Source organism: Mycobacterium sp. NPDC050853 (genome assembly GCF_040653875.1).
GTDB lineage: Bacteria > Actinomycetota > Actinomycetes > Mycobacteriales > Mycobacteriaceae > Mycobacterium.
In genome coordinates, this window is the sequence record NZ_JBFAGW010000001.1 from 434641 (window position 1) to 450627 (window position 15987).

General features: G+C 65.0%; 12 protein-coding genes. 9 read left to right on the forward strand and 3 right to left on the reverse strand.

Annotation, left to right across the window (positions count from 1 at the left end; genetic code table 11):
• Positions 1-17: 17 nt before the first annotated feature.
• The 5 genes from AB0H22_RS02010 to AB0H22_RS02030 all read left to right on the forward strand — a co-directional run bounded on the left by AB0H22_RS02010 (position 18) and on the right by AB0H22_RS02030 (position 4303).
• Positions 18-920: a sulfurtransferase gene (locus AB0H22_RS02010; RefSeq protein ID WP_180748521.1), complete on the forward strand. Its 903-nt coding sequence runs from the start codon at positions 18-20 to the stop codon at positions 918-920.
• Positions 917-1327 (forward strand): SufE family protein, encoded by a 411-nt coding sequence (locus AB0H22_RS02015; protein ID WP_180748522.1) that lies wholly within the window; start codon positions 917-919, stop codon positions 1325-1327. Before AB0H22_RS02010 ends, AB0H22_RS02015 begins: the two co-directional genes overlap by 4 nt.
• Before the next feature lie 122 nt (positions 1328-1449).
• Positions 1450-3246: an acetyl/propionyl/methylcrotonyl-CoA carboxylase subunit alpha gene (locus AB0H22_RS02020; protein WP_180748523.1), complete on the forward strand. Its 1797-nt coding sequence runs from the start codon at positions 1450-1452 to the stop codon at positions 3244-3246.
• Between the two features lie 83 nt (positions 3247-3329).
• A complete protein-coding gene (locus tag AB0H22_RS02025) occupies positions 3330-3656 on the forward strand; it encodes a hypothetical protein (RefSeq protein WP_180748524.1) in 327 nt (108 codons plus the stop codon).
• 56 nt (positions 3657-3712) lie between these two features.
• Positions 3713-4303, forward strand: coding sequence for an NAD(P)H-dependent oxidoreductase (locus AB0H22_RS02030; protein ID WP_180748525.1), 591 nt, complete (start codon positions 3713-3715; stop codon positions 4301-4303).
• On the opposite strand, the gene lat is transcribed toward AB0H22_RS02030, so the two are convergent.
• Both lat and AB0H22_RS02040 read right to left on the reverse strand, forming a co-directional pair.
• Complete coding sequence (gene lat / locus AB0H22_RS02035) at positions 4291-5589, reverse strand: L-lysine 6-transaminase (RefSeq protein ID WP_358146000.1); 1299 nt, start codon at positions 5587-5589, stop codon at positions 4291-4293. The genes AB0H22_RS02030 and lat overlap by 13 nt on opposite strands.
• 124 nt (positions 5590-5713) lie before the next feature.
• Complete coding sequence (locus AB0H22_RS02040; protein WP_180748526.1) at positions 5714-6181, reverse strand: Lrp/AsnC family transcriptional regulator; 468 nt, start codon at positions 6179-6181, stop codon at positions 5714-5716.
• A gap of 78 nt (positions 6182-6259) precedes the next feature.
• On the opposite strand from AB0H22_RS02040, the gene AB0H22_RS02045 reads away from it, so the two are divergent.
• On the forward strand, positions 6260-7567 hold the full coding sequence (locus tag AB0H22_RS02045) for a VOC family protein (protein WP_358144434.1): 1308 nt from the start codon (positions 6260-6262) through the stop codon (positions 7565-7567).
• Complete coding sequence (locus tag AB0H22_RS02050) at positions 7564-9159, forward strand: aldehyde dehydrogenase family protein (RefSeq protein WP_358144436.1); 1596 nt, start codon at positions 7564-7566, stop codon at positions 9157-9159. Before AB0H22_RS02045 ends, AB0H22_RS02050 begins: the two co-directional genes overlap by 4 nt.
• 20 nt (positions 9160-9179) lie before the next feature.
• On the opposite strand, the gene AB0H22_RS02055 is transcribed toward AB0H22_RS02050, so the two are convergent.
• Complete coding sequence (locus tag AB0H22_RS02055) at positions 9180-10571, reverse strand: SDR family NAD(P)-dependent oxidoreductase (protein ID WP_180749693.1); 1392 nt, start codon at positions 10569-10571, stop codon at positions 9180-9182.
• Positions 10572-10746: 175 nt separating this feature from the next.
• Between AB0H22_RS02055 and AB0H22_RS02060 the strand changes: the two genes are divergently transcribed.
• Both AB0H22_RS02060 and AB0H22_RS02065 read left to right on the forward strand, forming a co-directional pair.
• The gene (locus AB0H22_RS02060; protein ID WP_180748529.1) at positions 10747-11427 is read left to right on the forward strand and encodes a TetR/AcrR family transcriptional regulator; all 681 of its coding nucleotides are present in this window, start codon (positions 10747-10749) and stop codon (positions 11425-11427) included.
• Positions 11428-11456: 29 nt separating this feature from the next.
• Positions 11457-15986 carry an ATP-dependent helicase gene (locus AB0H22_RS02065; protein WP_358144438.1) on the forward strand — a complete coding sequence of 1510 codons (4530 nt, stop codon included), beginning with the start codon at positions 11457-11459 and terminating at the stop codon, positions 15984-15986.
• Position 15987: the final 1 nt, after the last annotated feature.

Below are 15987 nucleotides of genomic sequence, written 5' to 3' on the forward strand. Positions count from 1 at the left end.
GCGACTAGGCTCCAACCGTGACCCTTCCGGCCGACCCCAGCCCCGAATTCGCCGCCTACGCCCACCCCGAACGCCTTGTCTCGCCGGACTGGCTTTCTGGGCACCTTGGCACACCCGGACTGTCCATCGTGGAGTCCGACGAGGATGTCCTGCTCTACGACATCGGGCACGTACCCGGCGCGGTGAAGATCGACTGGCACGTCGACCTGAACGATGGCACGGTCCGGGACTACATCAATGGCGAGCAGTTCGCGGAACTAATGAACCGCAAGGGAATCCGTCGCGAGGACACCGTCGTCATCTACGGCGACAAGTCCAACTGGTGGGCCGCCTACGCGCTCTGGGTTTTCACCCTGTTCGGTCACCCCGATGTGCGGCTCCTCGACGGCGGACGGGATCTGTGGATCTCCGAGGGCCGCGACACCACACTCGACGTCCCGGCCAAGTACATCGAGGGTTATCCCGTGGTGGACCGCAATGACGCCCCGATCCGCGCATACGCGGACGACGTGCTGGGGCACCTGGGACACGGCCCGCTGATCGACGTGCGCTCCCCGGCTGAATACACCGGCGAACGCACCCACATGCCCGACTACCCGGAAGAAGGCGCCCTGCGCGGCGGGCACATCCCCACCGCCGTCTCCATCCCGTGGGCCAAGGCCGCCGCAGACGACAGCAGGTTCCGTCGGCGCCCCGAACTCGACGCCATTTATGGCGACGTGATCGCCGAAGATGGCGACATCGTCGCTTACTGCCGGATCGGTGAGCGCTCCAGCCACACCTGGTTCGTCCTGACGTACCTGCTGGGTGTCGAGGGTGTCCGCAACTACGACGGGTCCTGGACCGAATGGGGCAACCGAGTCCGCACACCGATCGTCAAGGGCGACAAGCCCGGCGCGATTCCTCCGCTAAAACAGTGACCCTTCCCGCCGAACTCGCCGAGATCGTCGCCGACTTCAAGGCCGTCGACGGGCAGGACAAGCTGCGGCTGCTCTTGGAGTTCTCGGGCGAATTACCTGACCTACCATCGCATTTGGAGCAGGCAGCGATGGAGCCGGTGCCGGAGTGCCAGTCACCTCTGTTTCTGGACGTCGATTCCACCGACCGCTCCGGCGTCCGGTTGTATTTCAGCGCACCCGCCGAGGCTCCCACCACGCGTGGATTCGCCTCGATCCTGCATCAGGGGCTCGACGGGCAGTCCGCCGACGCGATCCTGGCGGTACCCGACGACTTCTATGCAGATCTTGGCCTGGCCGAGCTGATCAGCCCGCTGCGACTGCGGGGGATGTCGGCGATGTTGGCCCGGATCAAGCGGCGATTGGCCTAAACCTACTCACGAGTAGGCAAAAGACACGCCCGGCGCACCCCAACCCTGATGTGTGCTTCGCGCCACGGATGCATAAACTCATTGCCGAGAAACTTAAGAAAGCGCTAAAACCAGGAGGCTCCGTGCCCAATCACGCCAGCTCGAAGATCAGCAAGGTACTCGTCGCCAACCGCGGCGAGATTGCGGTTCGGGTGATCCGCGCGGCCAAAGACGCCGGACTGGGCAGCGTCGCGATCTACGCAGAACCCGATGCCGACGCCCCCCACGTACACCTGGCCGACGAAGCGTTCGGTATCGGCGGTAACACCGCCGCCGAGTCCTACCTGGACTTCGGAAAGGTCTTGGACGCGGCCGAGAAGTCCGGTGCTAACGCCATCCACCCCGGTTATGGCTTCTTGTCCGAGAACGCCGACTTCGCCCAGGCCGTCATCGACGCCGGGCTGATCTGGATCGGGCCCAGCCCCCAGTCCATCCGTGACCTCGGCGACAAGGTCACCGCGCGCCATATCGCCGCCAAGGCCCAGGCCCCGCTGGTGCCGGGCACCCCCGACCCGGTGAAGAACGCGGACGAGATCATTGCCTTCGCCAAGGAGCACGGTCTGCCGATCGCCATCAAGGCGGCATTCGGTGGCGGCGGCCGCGGCATGAAGGTCGCGCGGACCATGGAAGAGATCCCCGAGCTGTTCGAGTCGGCCACCCGTGAGGCCGTCGCCGCGTTCGGTCGCGGCGAGTGCTTCGTGGAGCGCTACCTGGACAAGCCGCGCCACGTCGAAGCGCAGGTCATCGCCGACCAGCACGGCAATGTCGTGGTCGCAGGCACCCGCGACTGCTCACTACAGCGCCGCTTCCAGAAGCTGGTCGAGGAGGCGCCGGCACCTTTCCTCACCGACGCCCAGCGCAAGGAGATCCACGAGTCCGCCAAGCGGATCTGCAAGGAGGCCGGCTACTACGGTGCCGGCACCGTCGAGTACCTGGTGGGCCAGGACGGCCTGATCTCGTTCCTCGAGGTCAACACCCGCCTGCAGGTGGAACACCCGGTCACCGAGGAGACCGCCGGCATCGACCTCGTGCTGGAGCAGTTCAAGATCGCCAACGGCGAGGCGCTGGAGTTCACCGAGGACCCGACACCGCGCGGCCACTCCATCGAGTTCCGCATCAACGGCGAGGACGCCGGCCGCAACTTCCTGCCGGCCCCCGGCCCCGTCAAGGTCTATGACACCCCGTCGGGCCCCGGTGTCCGGCTGGACTCGGGTGTGCGTGCGGGATCGGTCATCGGCGGCCAGTTCGACTCGATGCTGGCCAAGCTGATCGTCACCGGTCGCGACCGCAACGAGGCCCTGGCCCGCTCGCGCCGCGCGCTGGCCGAGTTCAACGTCGAAGGCCTTGCCACCGTCATCCCGTTCCACCGCGCGGTGGTCTCGGATCCGGCCTTCATCGGCGACGATGACGGCTTCACCGTGCACACCCGCTGGATCGAGACCGAGTGGGACAACACCGTCGAGCCGTTCACCGCTGAGGGCGTCGCCGAGGACGAGGAAGAGGCGCTGCCTCGCCAGAAGCTGGTTGTCGAGGTCGGCGGCCGTCGCCTTGAGGTGTCGCTGCCCGGTGATATCTCGCTGGGCGGGGGCGGTGGCGCCGCGAACGGTGTCGTGCGCAAGAAGCCCAAGCCGCGCAAGCGTGGCGGCCACGGCGGCAACGCCGCGACCGGCGACTCGGTCACCGCACCGATGCAGGGCACCGTCGTCAAGGTCGCCGTCGAGGAGGGCCAGGAGGTCGAGGCCGGCGAGCTGATCGTGGTGCTGGAGGCCATGAAGATGGAGAACCCCGTCACCGCGCACAAGGCCGGCACGATCACCGGGCTGAGCGTCGAGGCAGGTGCCGCCATCACCCAGGGCACCGTCATCGCGGAAATCAAGTAGGACTTTGTCGCCGAGCGTGAAGCTATGGCGGGATTCTCACCGAATTGCCGCCATGGTTTCACGCTCGACGTATTTCTAGAGCCATGGAACCCATCGAGATCAACGCGGGCGCGTGGTACTTGCGCGCCCTGCGCGCCGACGAACGAATGGACGACCGTTCGGCACTGACATCGCTGGGTGTCGACGACGCCGATTACGTCGCCGCACGTGCCGCAGATTGGGACTCCGATCGCCTGTACAGCTGGGCGGTCTGCGAACCCACCACCGCCGAGATGGTGGCCGAGGTGCGACTCGACCCCGTCACCCGGACCGTCGAATCACGGGCACGTCCCGACTATCCCGGCTCGCGAGACGCCGAGCAGGAAGCCGTGATGGCGGTGCGCCGCTTCGCCGACGCCATACTCGGCTGACCACGACGCGTGACGGAACGAAACCTCTTGACCTCGAGTGCACTTTAGGTACAACGATGGGGCACGTGAACACCCCACTGCGCCTCGCCGTGATCTGCGCCAGCACGCGTGAAGGTCGCTTCGGCCCCACCGTGGCGAATTGGATCGCGTCGAACGCCCGCAGCCACTCGGCATTCGACGTCGGCTACATCGATCTCGCGGAGTACCCTCTGCCCCTTCATCTTTCCAGGAATCCAGCGGCTGACGACGCCGCCCAGCTGGCCAAGGTGACGGCGCGATTGCGGATCGCCGACGCATTCCTCGTGGTCACTCCGGAGTACAACCACAGCTTCCCCGCTCCGCTGAAGAACTTGATCGACTGGCATCACAGTGAGTGGCAGGCCAAGCCGGTCGGATTCACGTCGTATGGCGGGATGTCGGGAGGGTTGCGCGCCATCGAGCAGCTACGCCTGGTGTTCGCCGAACTCCACGCCGTGACCACCCGGGATGTGGTGAGTTTCCACGGCGTATGGAGCCAGTTCGATGATGCCGGCCAGCTCACCGACAGCCGTGACGCGGAGACCGCGGCCAAGACGATGCTCGACGAGCTGGCGTGGTGGGCCGGCGCGCTACGGACGGCACGCGAGCACTCGCCCTATGGCTGGTAAGACAAAATTCGCGATACCGCCGCGACCGCCGCGTCGATCTCCGCAGCACTGACGATCAGCGGCGGGCGGAACCGCACGCTGTTCTTGCCGCTGGGCAGCAGGATTACGCGTTCCTCTGACCACAGGCGCTGCACCAGGCGATCGCGCTCCTCGGTAGTCGGCAGGCTGAACGCACACATCAACCCACGGCCGCGTACGTCGGCAACCTCGCCGTGTCGCAGCGCGAGGGTCTGCAGGCGGTCGAGCAGGTACTCGCCCATCCGTGTCGCGTTATCGAAAAGCCGCTCTGCCGCAATCACTTCCAGAATGCGGCGGGAGCGCACCATATCGACCAGATTGCCACCCCAGGTGGAATTGATACGCGAGCTGACGGCGAAGACATTGTCGGCCACCTCATCGACGCGGCCACCGGCCATGACTCCACAGACCTGCGTCTTCTTGCCGAAGGCCACGATGTCGGGTGTCACACCCAGCTGCTGGAAAGCCCAGGCCGTTCCGGTGAGTCCGCACCCGGTCTGCACCTCGTCGAAGATGAACAAGGCGTCGTTCTCGTGGCATAACGCACGCATGGCGTGGAAGAACTCGGGACGGAAGTGGTGATCGCCGCCCTCGCCCTGGATCGGCTCGGCGATGAAACATGCGATGTCGTGCGGGTTTTCGGCGAAAGCACGACGCGCCTGCGCCAGTGCGGCGGCCTCCAGCTCGTCGATATCGGCATCCGGGCGCAGGTACGGAGCGTCGATACGCGGCCAGTCGAACTTGGGGAACCGCGCCACCTTGTTGGGATCGGTGTTCGTCAGCGACATCGTGTATCCGCTGCGGCCGTGGAATGCCTCGCGCAGGTGTAACACCTGGGTACCCAATGCTGGGTCGATCCCATGGGCCTCGTTCCAGCGGCTCTTCCAGTCGAACGCAACCTTCAGCGCGTTCTCCACGGCCAGCGCGCCGCCGTCGACGAAGAACAGGTGTGGAAGCGCCGGGTCACCGAGCACACGCGCGAAAGTGTCGACGAACCGAGCCATCTCGACCGTGTAGATATCGGAATTGCTCGGCTTGTTGATGGCAGCCCGGGTAAGTTCGGCGCGGAATTCACTGTCATTGGCGAGCATCGGGTGATTCATACCCAGCGCCGACGAAGCAAAGAACGTGAACATGTCGAGATATGTGGTCCCGTCACGCGCATCCACCAGGTGTGCCCCACGAGAACGCTCGAGGTCGAGAACGAGGTCCATCCCGTCGGCCAGAATGCTGCGACCGAGCACCTCGTGCACCCGATCCGGTGTCACCGAATCCGCCCGGAGGGCGGCGCGAGTGCCGTCATCATCGGTCGTGGAACCAGAGAACATCAGTGCGGTCATGCACCCACACTAACGAAGTATTTACGAGTTTTCTACATCAGAACAAGAATTTTTACGGTACTAGCTGGCGACCATCGTAAAAAGTTTGTAAGATGATGGTGCTTCGCGTACGAACGTTGGCTGTGGTGCGGATCAGCTGCAGCAGCTCTTCGAGCGCACGCGGCGAGGGCACCCGCACCAAGAGGACATAGCTCTCCTCGCCCGCCACCGAGTAGCACGACTCGATGGCGGCGATGTGCTCAAGCCGTGCCGGAGCATCATCGGGTTGAGAAGGATCGAGAGGGGTGATGGCCACGAACGCCGATAGAAGCTGGCCCACCGACTCGGGGTTGACCCGTGCGGCGTACCCGGTCAACACACTGCGAGACTCCAGCCGCCGGACCCGGGTCTGCACCGCCGAGATCGACAGGCCGGCCTTGGCCGCCAGATGCGCGAGCGTCGCCCGGCCATCGCGAGCCAACTCGCGCACCAGAATTCGATCGACATCATCGAGCGGACGCTCGGGTACCTCCTGGGTCACCGGGGCAGAGTACCGCGACCAGGGACATCAGGGAACGGACTTGCGCAGGCCAATCACCTCAACTCTGGGACGAGCTCGATGACCGCGCTGATCCCGTGCTGGGAACTGCGGGCGCATTTCGCGGTGGCACTGTCGCGGATGTACGGCGCGGAAGTTCCCGCGTACAACACCCTGGTCGATGTGAGCACCGCAGTGAACCAGACTTACGCCACAACGCATCCGGACGCCGAACGGCTCGGATCGGTACAGCGCGTCACCGCCGAACGCCACGGCGCGATCCGAGTGGGCGGCCCACGGGAACTCGCCGCCGTTGCCGATCTATTCGAAGCGTTCGGGATGTATCCCGTCGACTTTTACGACCTGCGCGACGCCGCCTCCCCGGTGCCCGTGGTCTCGACCGCGTTCCGGCCGATCGACGAAGAAGAGTTGGCACTCAATCCGTTCCGCGTGTTCACCTCGATGCTGGCGACCGCCGATCGCAGGTTCTTCGACGCGGACTTGCGCACGCGCGTGCAGAACTTCGTCACGCAGCGAGAGCTGTTCGACCCGGCACTACTGGCACACGCGCGACTCATCAGCAGCGCGGGCGGAGCCACCCCGGCGCAGGCCGCGGACTTCATCAGCGCTGCGGTCAAGGCCTTCGCGCTGTCGACCGCACCCATCGACCGTGCTTGGTACGACGAGCTTTCCGCGGTCTCCCCCGTCGCGGCCGATATCGCCGGCGTGAGCGGCACGCATATCAATCACCTGACACCGCGCGTGCTCGATATCGACGATCTGTACCACCGGATGACGGCACGCGGTATCGCCATGATCGACGCGATCCAGGGACCACCTCGGTGGCGTGGACCCGACGTTCTGCTGCGGCAGACCTCATTCCGGGCACTGGCCGAGCCGCGACGATTCCGCATGCGCGACGGTTCCGTGGTCGGAGACACGCTGCGGGTCCGGTTTGGCGAGGTCGAGGCCAGAGGCATAGCCCTTACCCCCGCGGGCCGCACCCGCTACGACGACGCCATGGCCGCCATCGATACCACCGAGACAACTCCCGGACAGGCAGCGTCGATATGGTCCGACCACTTCCCTGACACCGAAACCGAATTGGCCGAGCAAGGGCTCGCCTACTTCCGCACCAGTACCGGTTCCGGAGGCGAGATCGTGCGCAGCCCCATCGTGTACGAAGACTTCCTGCCCCGGTCTGCCGCAGGGATCTTCCGGTCCAATCTCGATGGCGACGGATCGTACGGTGAGGGCACTGACTCTTCGATCGCCGACTACTCGATGGAATGGATGTCCGGTGCAATCGGCAGGGACATTCACGATCCGTATGCGCTATACGCCGCGATCGCTGCACAATCTGAACTCACGATAGGAGCCGACCGATGACCACCACAGTGCCAACAACCGAGGCCTCGACACCACCCCAGGTACTGCCCTCGGCCGACGAGCTGCGCGCACGCGCCCGGAACGCGCTGCGCTGGATCGGCGCTGATATAGAACTCAGTACGGAGGCGACGGCCGGTGACGGCGTCGCTGTCCGCACCCCCATCACCGGCGACACCCTCTTCACCCTCATTGCAAGCTCGAAGGATGACGTCGAGGAAGCCATTGCGGAAGCCGCACAAGCATTTTCACACTGGCGCACGACACCCGCGCCCGTGCGGGGCGCACTGGTGGCCCGCCTCGGTGAGCTATTGACCGAGCACAAGAAGGATCTCGCCGAACTGGTCACCATCGAGGCCGGAAAGATCGTCTCCGAGGCCCTCGGCGAGGTGCAGGAAATGATCGATATCTGCCAGTTCGCGGTCGGGTTGTCTCGACAGCTGTACGGCAAGACGATGGCATCGGAACGCCCGGGGCACCGCCTTATGGAGTCCTGGCACCCGCTGGGCGTCGTCGGTGTCATCTCGGCGTTCAACTTCCCGGTTGCCGTGTGGTCATGGAATACCGCGATCGCGCTGGTCTGCGGTGACACCGTGGTGTGGAAGCCTTCGGAGCTCACACCGCTGACTGCTGTTGCCTGCCAGGCACTTCTGGACCGTGCGGCCGCCGATGTAGGAGCACCCCCGGAGGTCAGCCGATTGATCCAGGGCGGCCGCGAGATTGGCGAACAACTCGTCGATGACCCGCGTATCGCGCTGGTGAGCGCCACCGGGTCGGTGCGCATGGGCCAGCAGGTGGGCCCGCGCGTCGCCGCCCGGTTCGGCCGGTCGCTGCTCGAGCTGGGTGGCAACAACGCGGCGATCGTCACCCCCTCGGCAGATCTGGATCTGGCGGTACGCGGCATCGTATTCTCCGCCGCAGGCACCGCGGGCCAGCGCTGTACCACCCTGCGGCGGTTGATCGTTCATCACTCGATCGCCGATACGCTGGTCGAGCGCATCGTGAGCGCCTACGGCCAGCTCACGGTCGGGGATCCGTTCGGCCAAGGCACCTTGGTGGGTCCGCTGATCAACGAGAAGTCCTATCGCGATATGCAGGACGCACTGGACGCGGCCCGTGCGCACGGCGGAACGGTCACCGGCGGCGAACGCCGGGAAGTCGGTGAGGGCTCCTCGGGTGGCTCCTGCAGTAATTCCTACTACGTCACCCCCGCCGTCGTCCGGATGCCAGAACAAGGAGAGGTCGTCCATCGGGAAACCTTCGCGCCGATCCTGTACGTGCTCACCTATGACACCCTCGACGAGGCTATCGCCTTGAACAATGCGGTCCCCCAGGGCCTTTCCTCGGCGATTTTCACTCTCGACGTGCGCGAGGCGGAGCGCTTTATGGCCGCCGACGGATCGGATTGTGGGATCGCGAACGTCAACATCGGCACCTCAGGGGCCGAAATCGGCGGGGCATTCGGCGGCGAGAAGGAGACAGGTGGCGGCCGCGAGTCCGGCTCGGACTCGTGGAAGGCGTACATGCGCCGTGCCACGAACACCGTCAACTACTCCACGGAACTGCCCTTAGCCCAAGGCGTTCACTTCGGCTAATCGGACGGGCTGATCAGCACCTACCAGGGGTGCGGCTGGAAGTCCTTCAGGAAACAGCCGTACAGATCGACGCCGCGCTCACCCTGAACTATTGGGTCATAGACCCGGGCAGCACCGTCCACGAGATCAAGCGGTGCCCGGAATCCCTCCTCCGCCAACCGCATCTTGCTGCTGTGCGGACGCTCATCGGTGATCCAGCCGGTATCGACCGCGGTTACCAAGATGCCCTCGGAAAACAGTTCACCCGCGCTGGTTCTGGTCAGCATGTTCAGCGCGGCCTTGGCCATATTGGTATGTGGATGCCCAGGCCCCTTGTAGCCGCGCGAGAAGTTGCCCTCCATCGCGGATACGTTCACCACGTACTTGCGGCGAGCGGTTGAGGCACGCAATGCGGGCCGAAGCCGAGACAGCAGAATGAATGGCGCAACGCTGTTGCACAGTTGCACCTCAAGCAGTTCCAGTGGATCAATCTGATCGACCGTCTGTACCCAACTGTTGGTATCGACGAGATCGGGCAGCAGTCCACCGGCGTCGACGGCCGTCCCATCGACAATCCGGTCCGGTGCCGCAGAGCCTGCGGTCAATGCCAACGACACCAGCGAGTGCGCGGCGGCCTCAGATCCTTCACCGAGCGCCAAGGTGTGCGGATGCAATTCACTGGAATCGCCCATCGTCGTAATCGGAAGACGCGCTGCAGCGCCACTGAGCGGAGCCTGTTCGGCATCAACCAAGGACATGTAGGAGCCGGGGCTCCGACGAACCGTCTGAGCGGCATTGTTGATCAGAATGTCCAACGGTCCCTGTGCGGCGATTTCATCGGCGAAGCGCGCAACCTGCGCAGGGTCGCGCAGGTCGATCCCGACAATGCTCAGCCGGTCGAGCCAGCCGTCAGCATCCGGCAGCTGCGCGAACCTGCGGGCCGCATCCCGCGGGAAACGGGTGGTAATGGTGAGACTCGCCCCGTCTCGCAACAACATCAAGGCGATATACATCCCGATCTTGGCGCGGCCCCCGGTCAATACGGCCCGGCGGCCGGTCAGGTCAGCATGCTGCTCGCGCCGGGATCTATTGGCGGGCGCGCAATCCGGACACAGTTGGTGATGGAAAGCATCGATCTCGGTGTATCTGACCTTGCAGATATAGCAATGCTGCGGGCGCCGCAGCGTCCCCATGGCGTCACCGGCGCGCAGCGGCAGCCCGGCCGTCTCGTCATCGATCCGGTCGGCCGAACCGGTGGCGGTCGCACCGATCACCGCGCGGTCGGCATCCAACTCCGCCTGGCGGGCCTGACGCCGGCGCTGTCTTTTGACGATCTTGAAGAGTTTTGCGACTCCGCGTTGCACAGCAATTGAATCGGGATGCTCCGGCGCAAGCTCGGCGGCCTGATCCAGGACACGCCCAAAGATGGCCATATCCGCGGGGTCGATGTGCTTAGCCACCGACGCAGTGTAGTTAGGCGATAACGACTTCTCGTAATGGCAGATCTGATGAAGCCCACCTGAGTCAAAACCAGTTAATTGACGGGTTAATCGATCGAGCTAACCGATCTCACCAAGAGCAACAGCACTGCCTAGTAAAATCGGCTAAATGACAGACGACTCCGATGCAGTCCGCCCAAGCGGCTCATCGCCTCGTCGTCGGCTCAGTCCCGAAGATCGGCGCGCCGAGCTCCTAGATTTTGGTACCCAGTTGTTCGGCGAACGGCACTACGACGACGTCCGCATGGATGAGGTAGCCGAACAGGCCGGTGTCTCACGGGCGCTGCTGTACCGCTACTTTCCCGACAAACGCGCGTTCTACACCGCGGTTATGCAGGCCGAGTACGACAGGCTCTACGACGCCACCATCTCACTGGACATGGACCCAACGCTCTCGGGTTTCGAGCGCCTCCGGCGCACTCTCTTGGTGTATCTGCACTATCAGGAGGAGCATCCGTATGCGCCGGTGACCGTCTTCCGCATGATCGATTCGGCCGATCCCACCGTCGCGGCCATCGAGCAGCAGGAATACGACAAGCAGACCGATCGCATCATGGCCGTTGTCGAACATGTCGCGGGCGATCAGCTGACCCCGGATCTTGTCACTATCTTGCGGGTGGTCATCCGGGCATGGCTGACGTTCAACCAGGAACTGGCTCGCCAACGTGCCATCAACCCGGATCTCGACGTCGACTGGCTCGCCGATACCTCCGCGCACGCCATGATCGATGCCGTGCGGCGGGTGCCGAACATCCCACAGACAGTGGTAGATCTCATGGGCGCTGATTAGTTGTCGGGCCTTGTTGGCACGATGACCTGATGAGCAGGGAGTCCAGCCCACTCGCCCGGTTCTCGGCGCCCACCCGGGAATGGTTCACCGAATCATTCCCGGGTCCTACTCAGGCGCAGTCCGGCGCATGGCAGTCCATCGCCAACGGTGACAACACACTCGTTGTCGCCCCCACCGGGTCGGGTAAGACCCTCGCGGCGTTTCTGTGGGCCATCGACACCCTGGTCGGCGCCGAGCCCGACCGCCGGGGGACCCGGGTCCTGTACGTCTCACCACTCAAAGCACTTGCCGTCGACGTCGAGCGGAATTTGCGCGCCCCTCTGGCTGGGATTGCCCGGACCGCCACACGGATGGGCCTGCTCGAGCCCTCGATCACCATCGGTGTGCGCTCGGGCGACACCCCCGCACAGCGCCGCCGCGCATTGATCTCATCTCCCCCGGACATCCTCATCACCACCCCCGAGTCGCTGTTCCTCATGCTCACCTCCGCCGCGCGCGAAACCCTCGATACGGTGCGGACTGTCATCGTCGACGAGGTTCACGCGGTAGCCGGTACGAAACGCGGTGCGCACCTCGCGCTCTCCCTCGAGCGACTGGACAGTCGACTTTCCCAACCGGCACAACGGATTGGCCTATCGGCGACGGTGAAACCAGCGGGCGAGGTCGCCCGCTTTCTCTCCGGTCGCGCCCCAGCCACCGTCGTATCACCCGCCAGTCCCAAGACGTTCGACCTGTCGGTCGTGGTGCCGGTTCCGGATATGAGTGCCCCGGACACCTATCCGGATCCAGAGGCCGCCAATGCAGGTACCAACACCATCTGGCCGCATGTCGAACAACGCATTGTCGACCTCATCGAGGCGCACCGATCGAGCATCGTCTTCGCCAATTCGCGCCGCCTCGCCGAGCGGCTCACCGCACGGTTCAACGAGATTCATGCCGAACGCCTCGGGGTGGACCTCACCCCGATACCCAATCCCGGAGTGCCCGGAGGGCCACCGGCACACATCATGGGCAGCGGGCAGACCTTTGGTGCCGCCCCTTTGCTGGCGCGCGCTCATCACGGCTCGGTGAGCAAGGAACAGCGCGCGGCCATCGAAGATGATCTGAAGACCGGACGTCTCAAATGCGTGGTGGCCACCAGCAGCCTGGAACTCGGAATCGACATGGGTGCCCTGGATCTGGTGGTCCAGGTGGAGGCGCCGCCATCGGTCGCCAGCGGACTGCAACGAATCGGCCGGGCAGGCCACCAAGTGGGTGAGGTATCCAGGGGCGTTCTCTTCCCGAAGCACCGGACCGATCTCCTGGGCTGTGCGGTCACGGTGCGGCGCATGCTCGATGGCGATATCGAGACTCTGCGGGTGCCCGCCAACCCGCTCGATATTCTCGCGCAACACACGGTGGCTGCCTGTGCATTGGATCCGTTGGACGTCGAGACGTGGTTCGACGTGGTCAGGCGCAGCGCCCCCTTCAGCTCCTTGCCGCGCAGTGCGTTTGACGCGGTCCTCGACCTGCTCAGTGGCAAGTATCCGTCCACCGACTTCGCCGAGCTGCGTCCACGTGTCGTGTACGACAGAGACGAAGGGACACTCACCGGACGGCCCGGAGCGCAACGGCTCGCGGTGACGTCCGGTGGCGCCATTCCCGACCGCGGCCTGTTCACGGTGTACATGTATGCCGGTGCGGAGGGCGAGAAGCCCTCACGGGTAGGCGAGCTCGACGAGGAGATGGTGTACGAGTCGCGGCCCGGCGACGTGATCTCGCTGGGTGCCACCAGCTGGCGGATCACCGAGATCACCCATGAACGGGTCATCGTGGTCCCGGCCTTCGGTCAACCCGGCAGGTTGCCCTTCTGGCGTGGCGACGCGGTGGGTCGGCCCGCCGAGCTGGGTATTGCGCTGGGACATCTCACAGGAGAACTGGCCGCAGCAGGTGACGCCGAGTTCGAGAAGCGTTGTTCTGCTATCGGATTCGACGACTTCGCGATGGGCAACCTGCGCACGCTGCTGAGCGACCAGCTGCAGTCGACCGGTGCTGTCCCCACCGACACCACGCTGATCGTCGAGAGATTCCGCGATGAGCTCGGCGACTGGCGCATCGTCTTGCATTCCCCCTACGGGCTGCGGGTCAACGGACCGCTGGCCCTCGCGGTCTCCGACCGGCTCCAGCAGCGCTACGGTATCGGCGAATCACCCACCGCCACCGATGACGGCATCGTCGTGCGCCTTCCCGATACCGATGACAACCCGCCCGGGGCAAGTCTTTTCGTCTTCGATGCCGCGGAGATCGAGGCGATCGTCACCCGGGAGGTCGGCGGATCGGCGCTGTTCGCCGCACGGTTTCGTGAATGCGCGGCTCGCGCCTTGCTGCTTCCCCGTCGAAATCCCGGCCGGCGGTCGCCGCTGTGGCAGCAGCGCCAGCGGGCAGCGCAGCTGCTGGATGTGGCGCGCAATCACCCCGACTTCCCCATAATCCTGGAGGCGTTACGCGAATGCCTGCAGGACGTGTACGACATCGGAACCCTGGTGCGGTTGATGTCCGGTATCGAGCAACGCCGAATCCGGATCGTAGAGGTGCAGACCGACACACCCTCCCCATTCGCGGCCGCTCAATTGTTCAGCTACGTCGGCGGATTCATGTACGACGAGGATCGGCCACTGGCGGAGCGGCGTGCCGCGGCACTCTCGTTGGACACGGGCCTGCTCGCGGAGCTCATGGGACGCGTGGAACTGCGAGAGCTGCTAGACCCGGCGGTCATCGACGCGACCGAGCGACAGCTCCAGCATCTCGCCGACGACCGGAAGGCGCGCGACGCCGAGGCCCTCGCCGATCTGTTCCGGCTCCTTGGCCCCCTGGCCGCAGCTGAGGTCACCGCACGCTGCGACGGCGCCGGAACCGACTGGCTGCGTGAACTTGTCACCGCGCGGCGAGTCGTCGAGAGCCGATACGGGGGGCATTCCTGGTGGGCCGCCGTCGAGGATGTGGCGCGGTTGCGCGACGCGCTCGGTGTTCCGGTACCTCCAGGTGTCCCCGCAGCCTTCACCGACGCGACCGCGGATCCGCTCGGTGAGCTGCTGGGCCGATTCGCCAGGACGCACGGTCCGTTCACCACCGGGCAGGCCGCCGAACGCTTCGGCATCGGAGTCCGTGTTGCCGCAGATGTGCTGGATCGTCTGGCCACCCGCGGCCAGCTGGTACGTGGTGAATTCACCGGCCAATTCAACTCACGCGCCACCGATTCCGAGCAGTGGTGTGATGCGGAGGTGCTGCGGGTCCTGCGCCGTCGATCGCTCGCCGCACTGCGCGCGCAGGTGGAGCCGGTCAGCACCGCCGCGTTCGCGCGGTTCCTACCCGACTGGCAGTATCTCGATGCCAGTCTGCGCGGGACCGACGGCGTCGCCACCGTCATCGATCAACTCGCCGGGGTACCGATTCCCGCATCCGCATGGGAGCCGCTGATACTGGCGCGCCGAGTGCGCGACTACTCCCCCCGGATGCTCGACGAGCTGCTGGCCGCCGGGGAAGCCGTGTGGTCGGGACATGGCTCGATCACCGCACAGGATGGGTGGATCGCGTTGCACCCGAGTGGGATTGCGCCGGCCACTCTCGCCGCTACGGACCCCGTTGTTCTCGACATGGCGCATCGAGCGATCCTGGACGGTCTCGCCGATGGCGGCGGATACTTCTTCCGCCAGTTCGGCGCGGAGGCATCGCGGGCAGCGTTGTGGGATCTGGTGTGGGCGGGGCTGGTAACGGGAGACACCTTCGCACCGGTGCGGGCGCTACTGGGTACCAGCACCAAGTCGAGGACCGCGCACCGTAATCGCCGAGCGCCGAGACTGCGCGCCTACACCCCCATCCCCACCGCACTGCCGGTCGATCCCGCTGTCGCAGGCAGGTGGTCGCTGCTCCCGGAAAGGCTCGCCGACGGCACCAAACGATCGCATATGCAGGCCGAACTTCTACTCGGCAGGTATGGCGTCGTGACCAAGGGCAGTGTCGTCGCCGAAGGAGTCGCGGGTGGGTTCGCCTGGTTGTACAAGGTGTTGTCGACGTTCGAGGACAATGGGCGTTGCCGCCGAGGCTATTTCATCGAATCGCTCGGAGGTGCGCAGTTCGCGTCTCCCGCGACCGTCGACAGGCTGCGTGAGTATCTCGACGCCGTCGACAACGCCCGCAAACCGTATCGGGCAGCAGTATTGGCGGCGACCGATCCGGCCAATCCGTATGGCGCCGCATTGGTGTGGCCGCGGACGGTTTCCGACTCCGGTCATCGGCCGGGACGGAAAGCGGGGGCACTCACAGCGCTTGTTGACGGAGATCTGGTTCTCTACATCGAACGTGGCGGCAAGTCGCTACTCAGTTTCGTGACCGACCCCACGATGCTGCATGCGGCGGCATTGGGCACGATGGAGTTAGTCCGCGAGGGTGGGCTCGATGGTCTGGTGATCGAAAGAGTAGATGGCAGATCGGTCTTCGACATTGGGCACTCACCCGTGATCGAGGCGTTGATCGAGGCCGGCTTCGCACGGACGCCACGAGGATTGAGGTTGCGCCGATGAG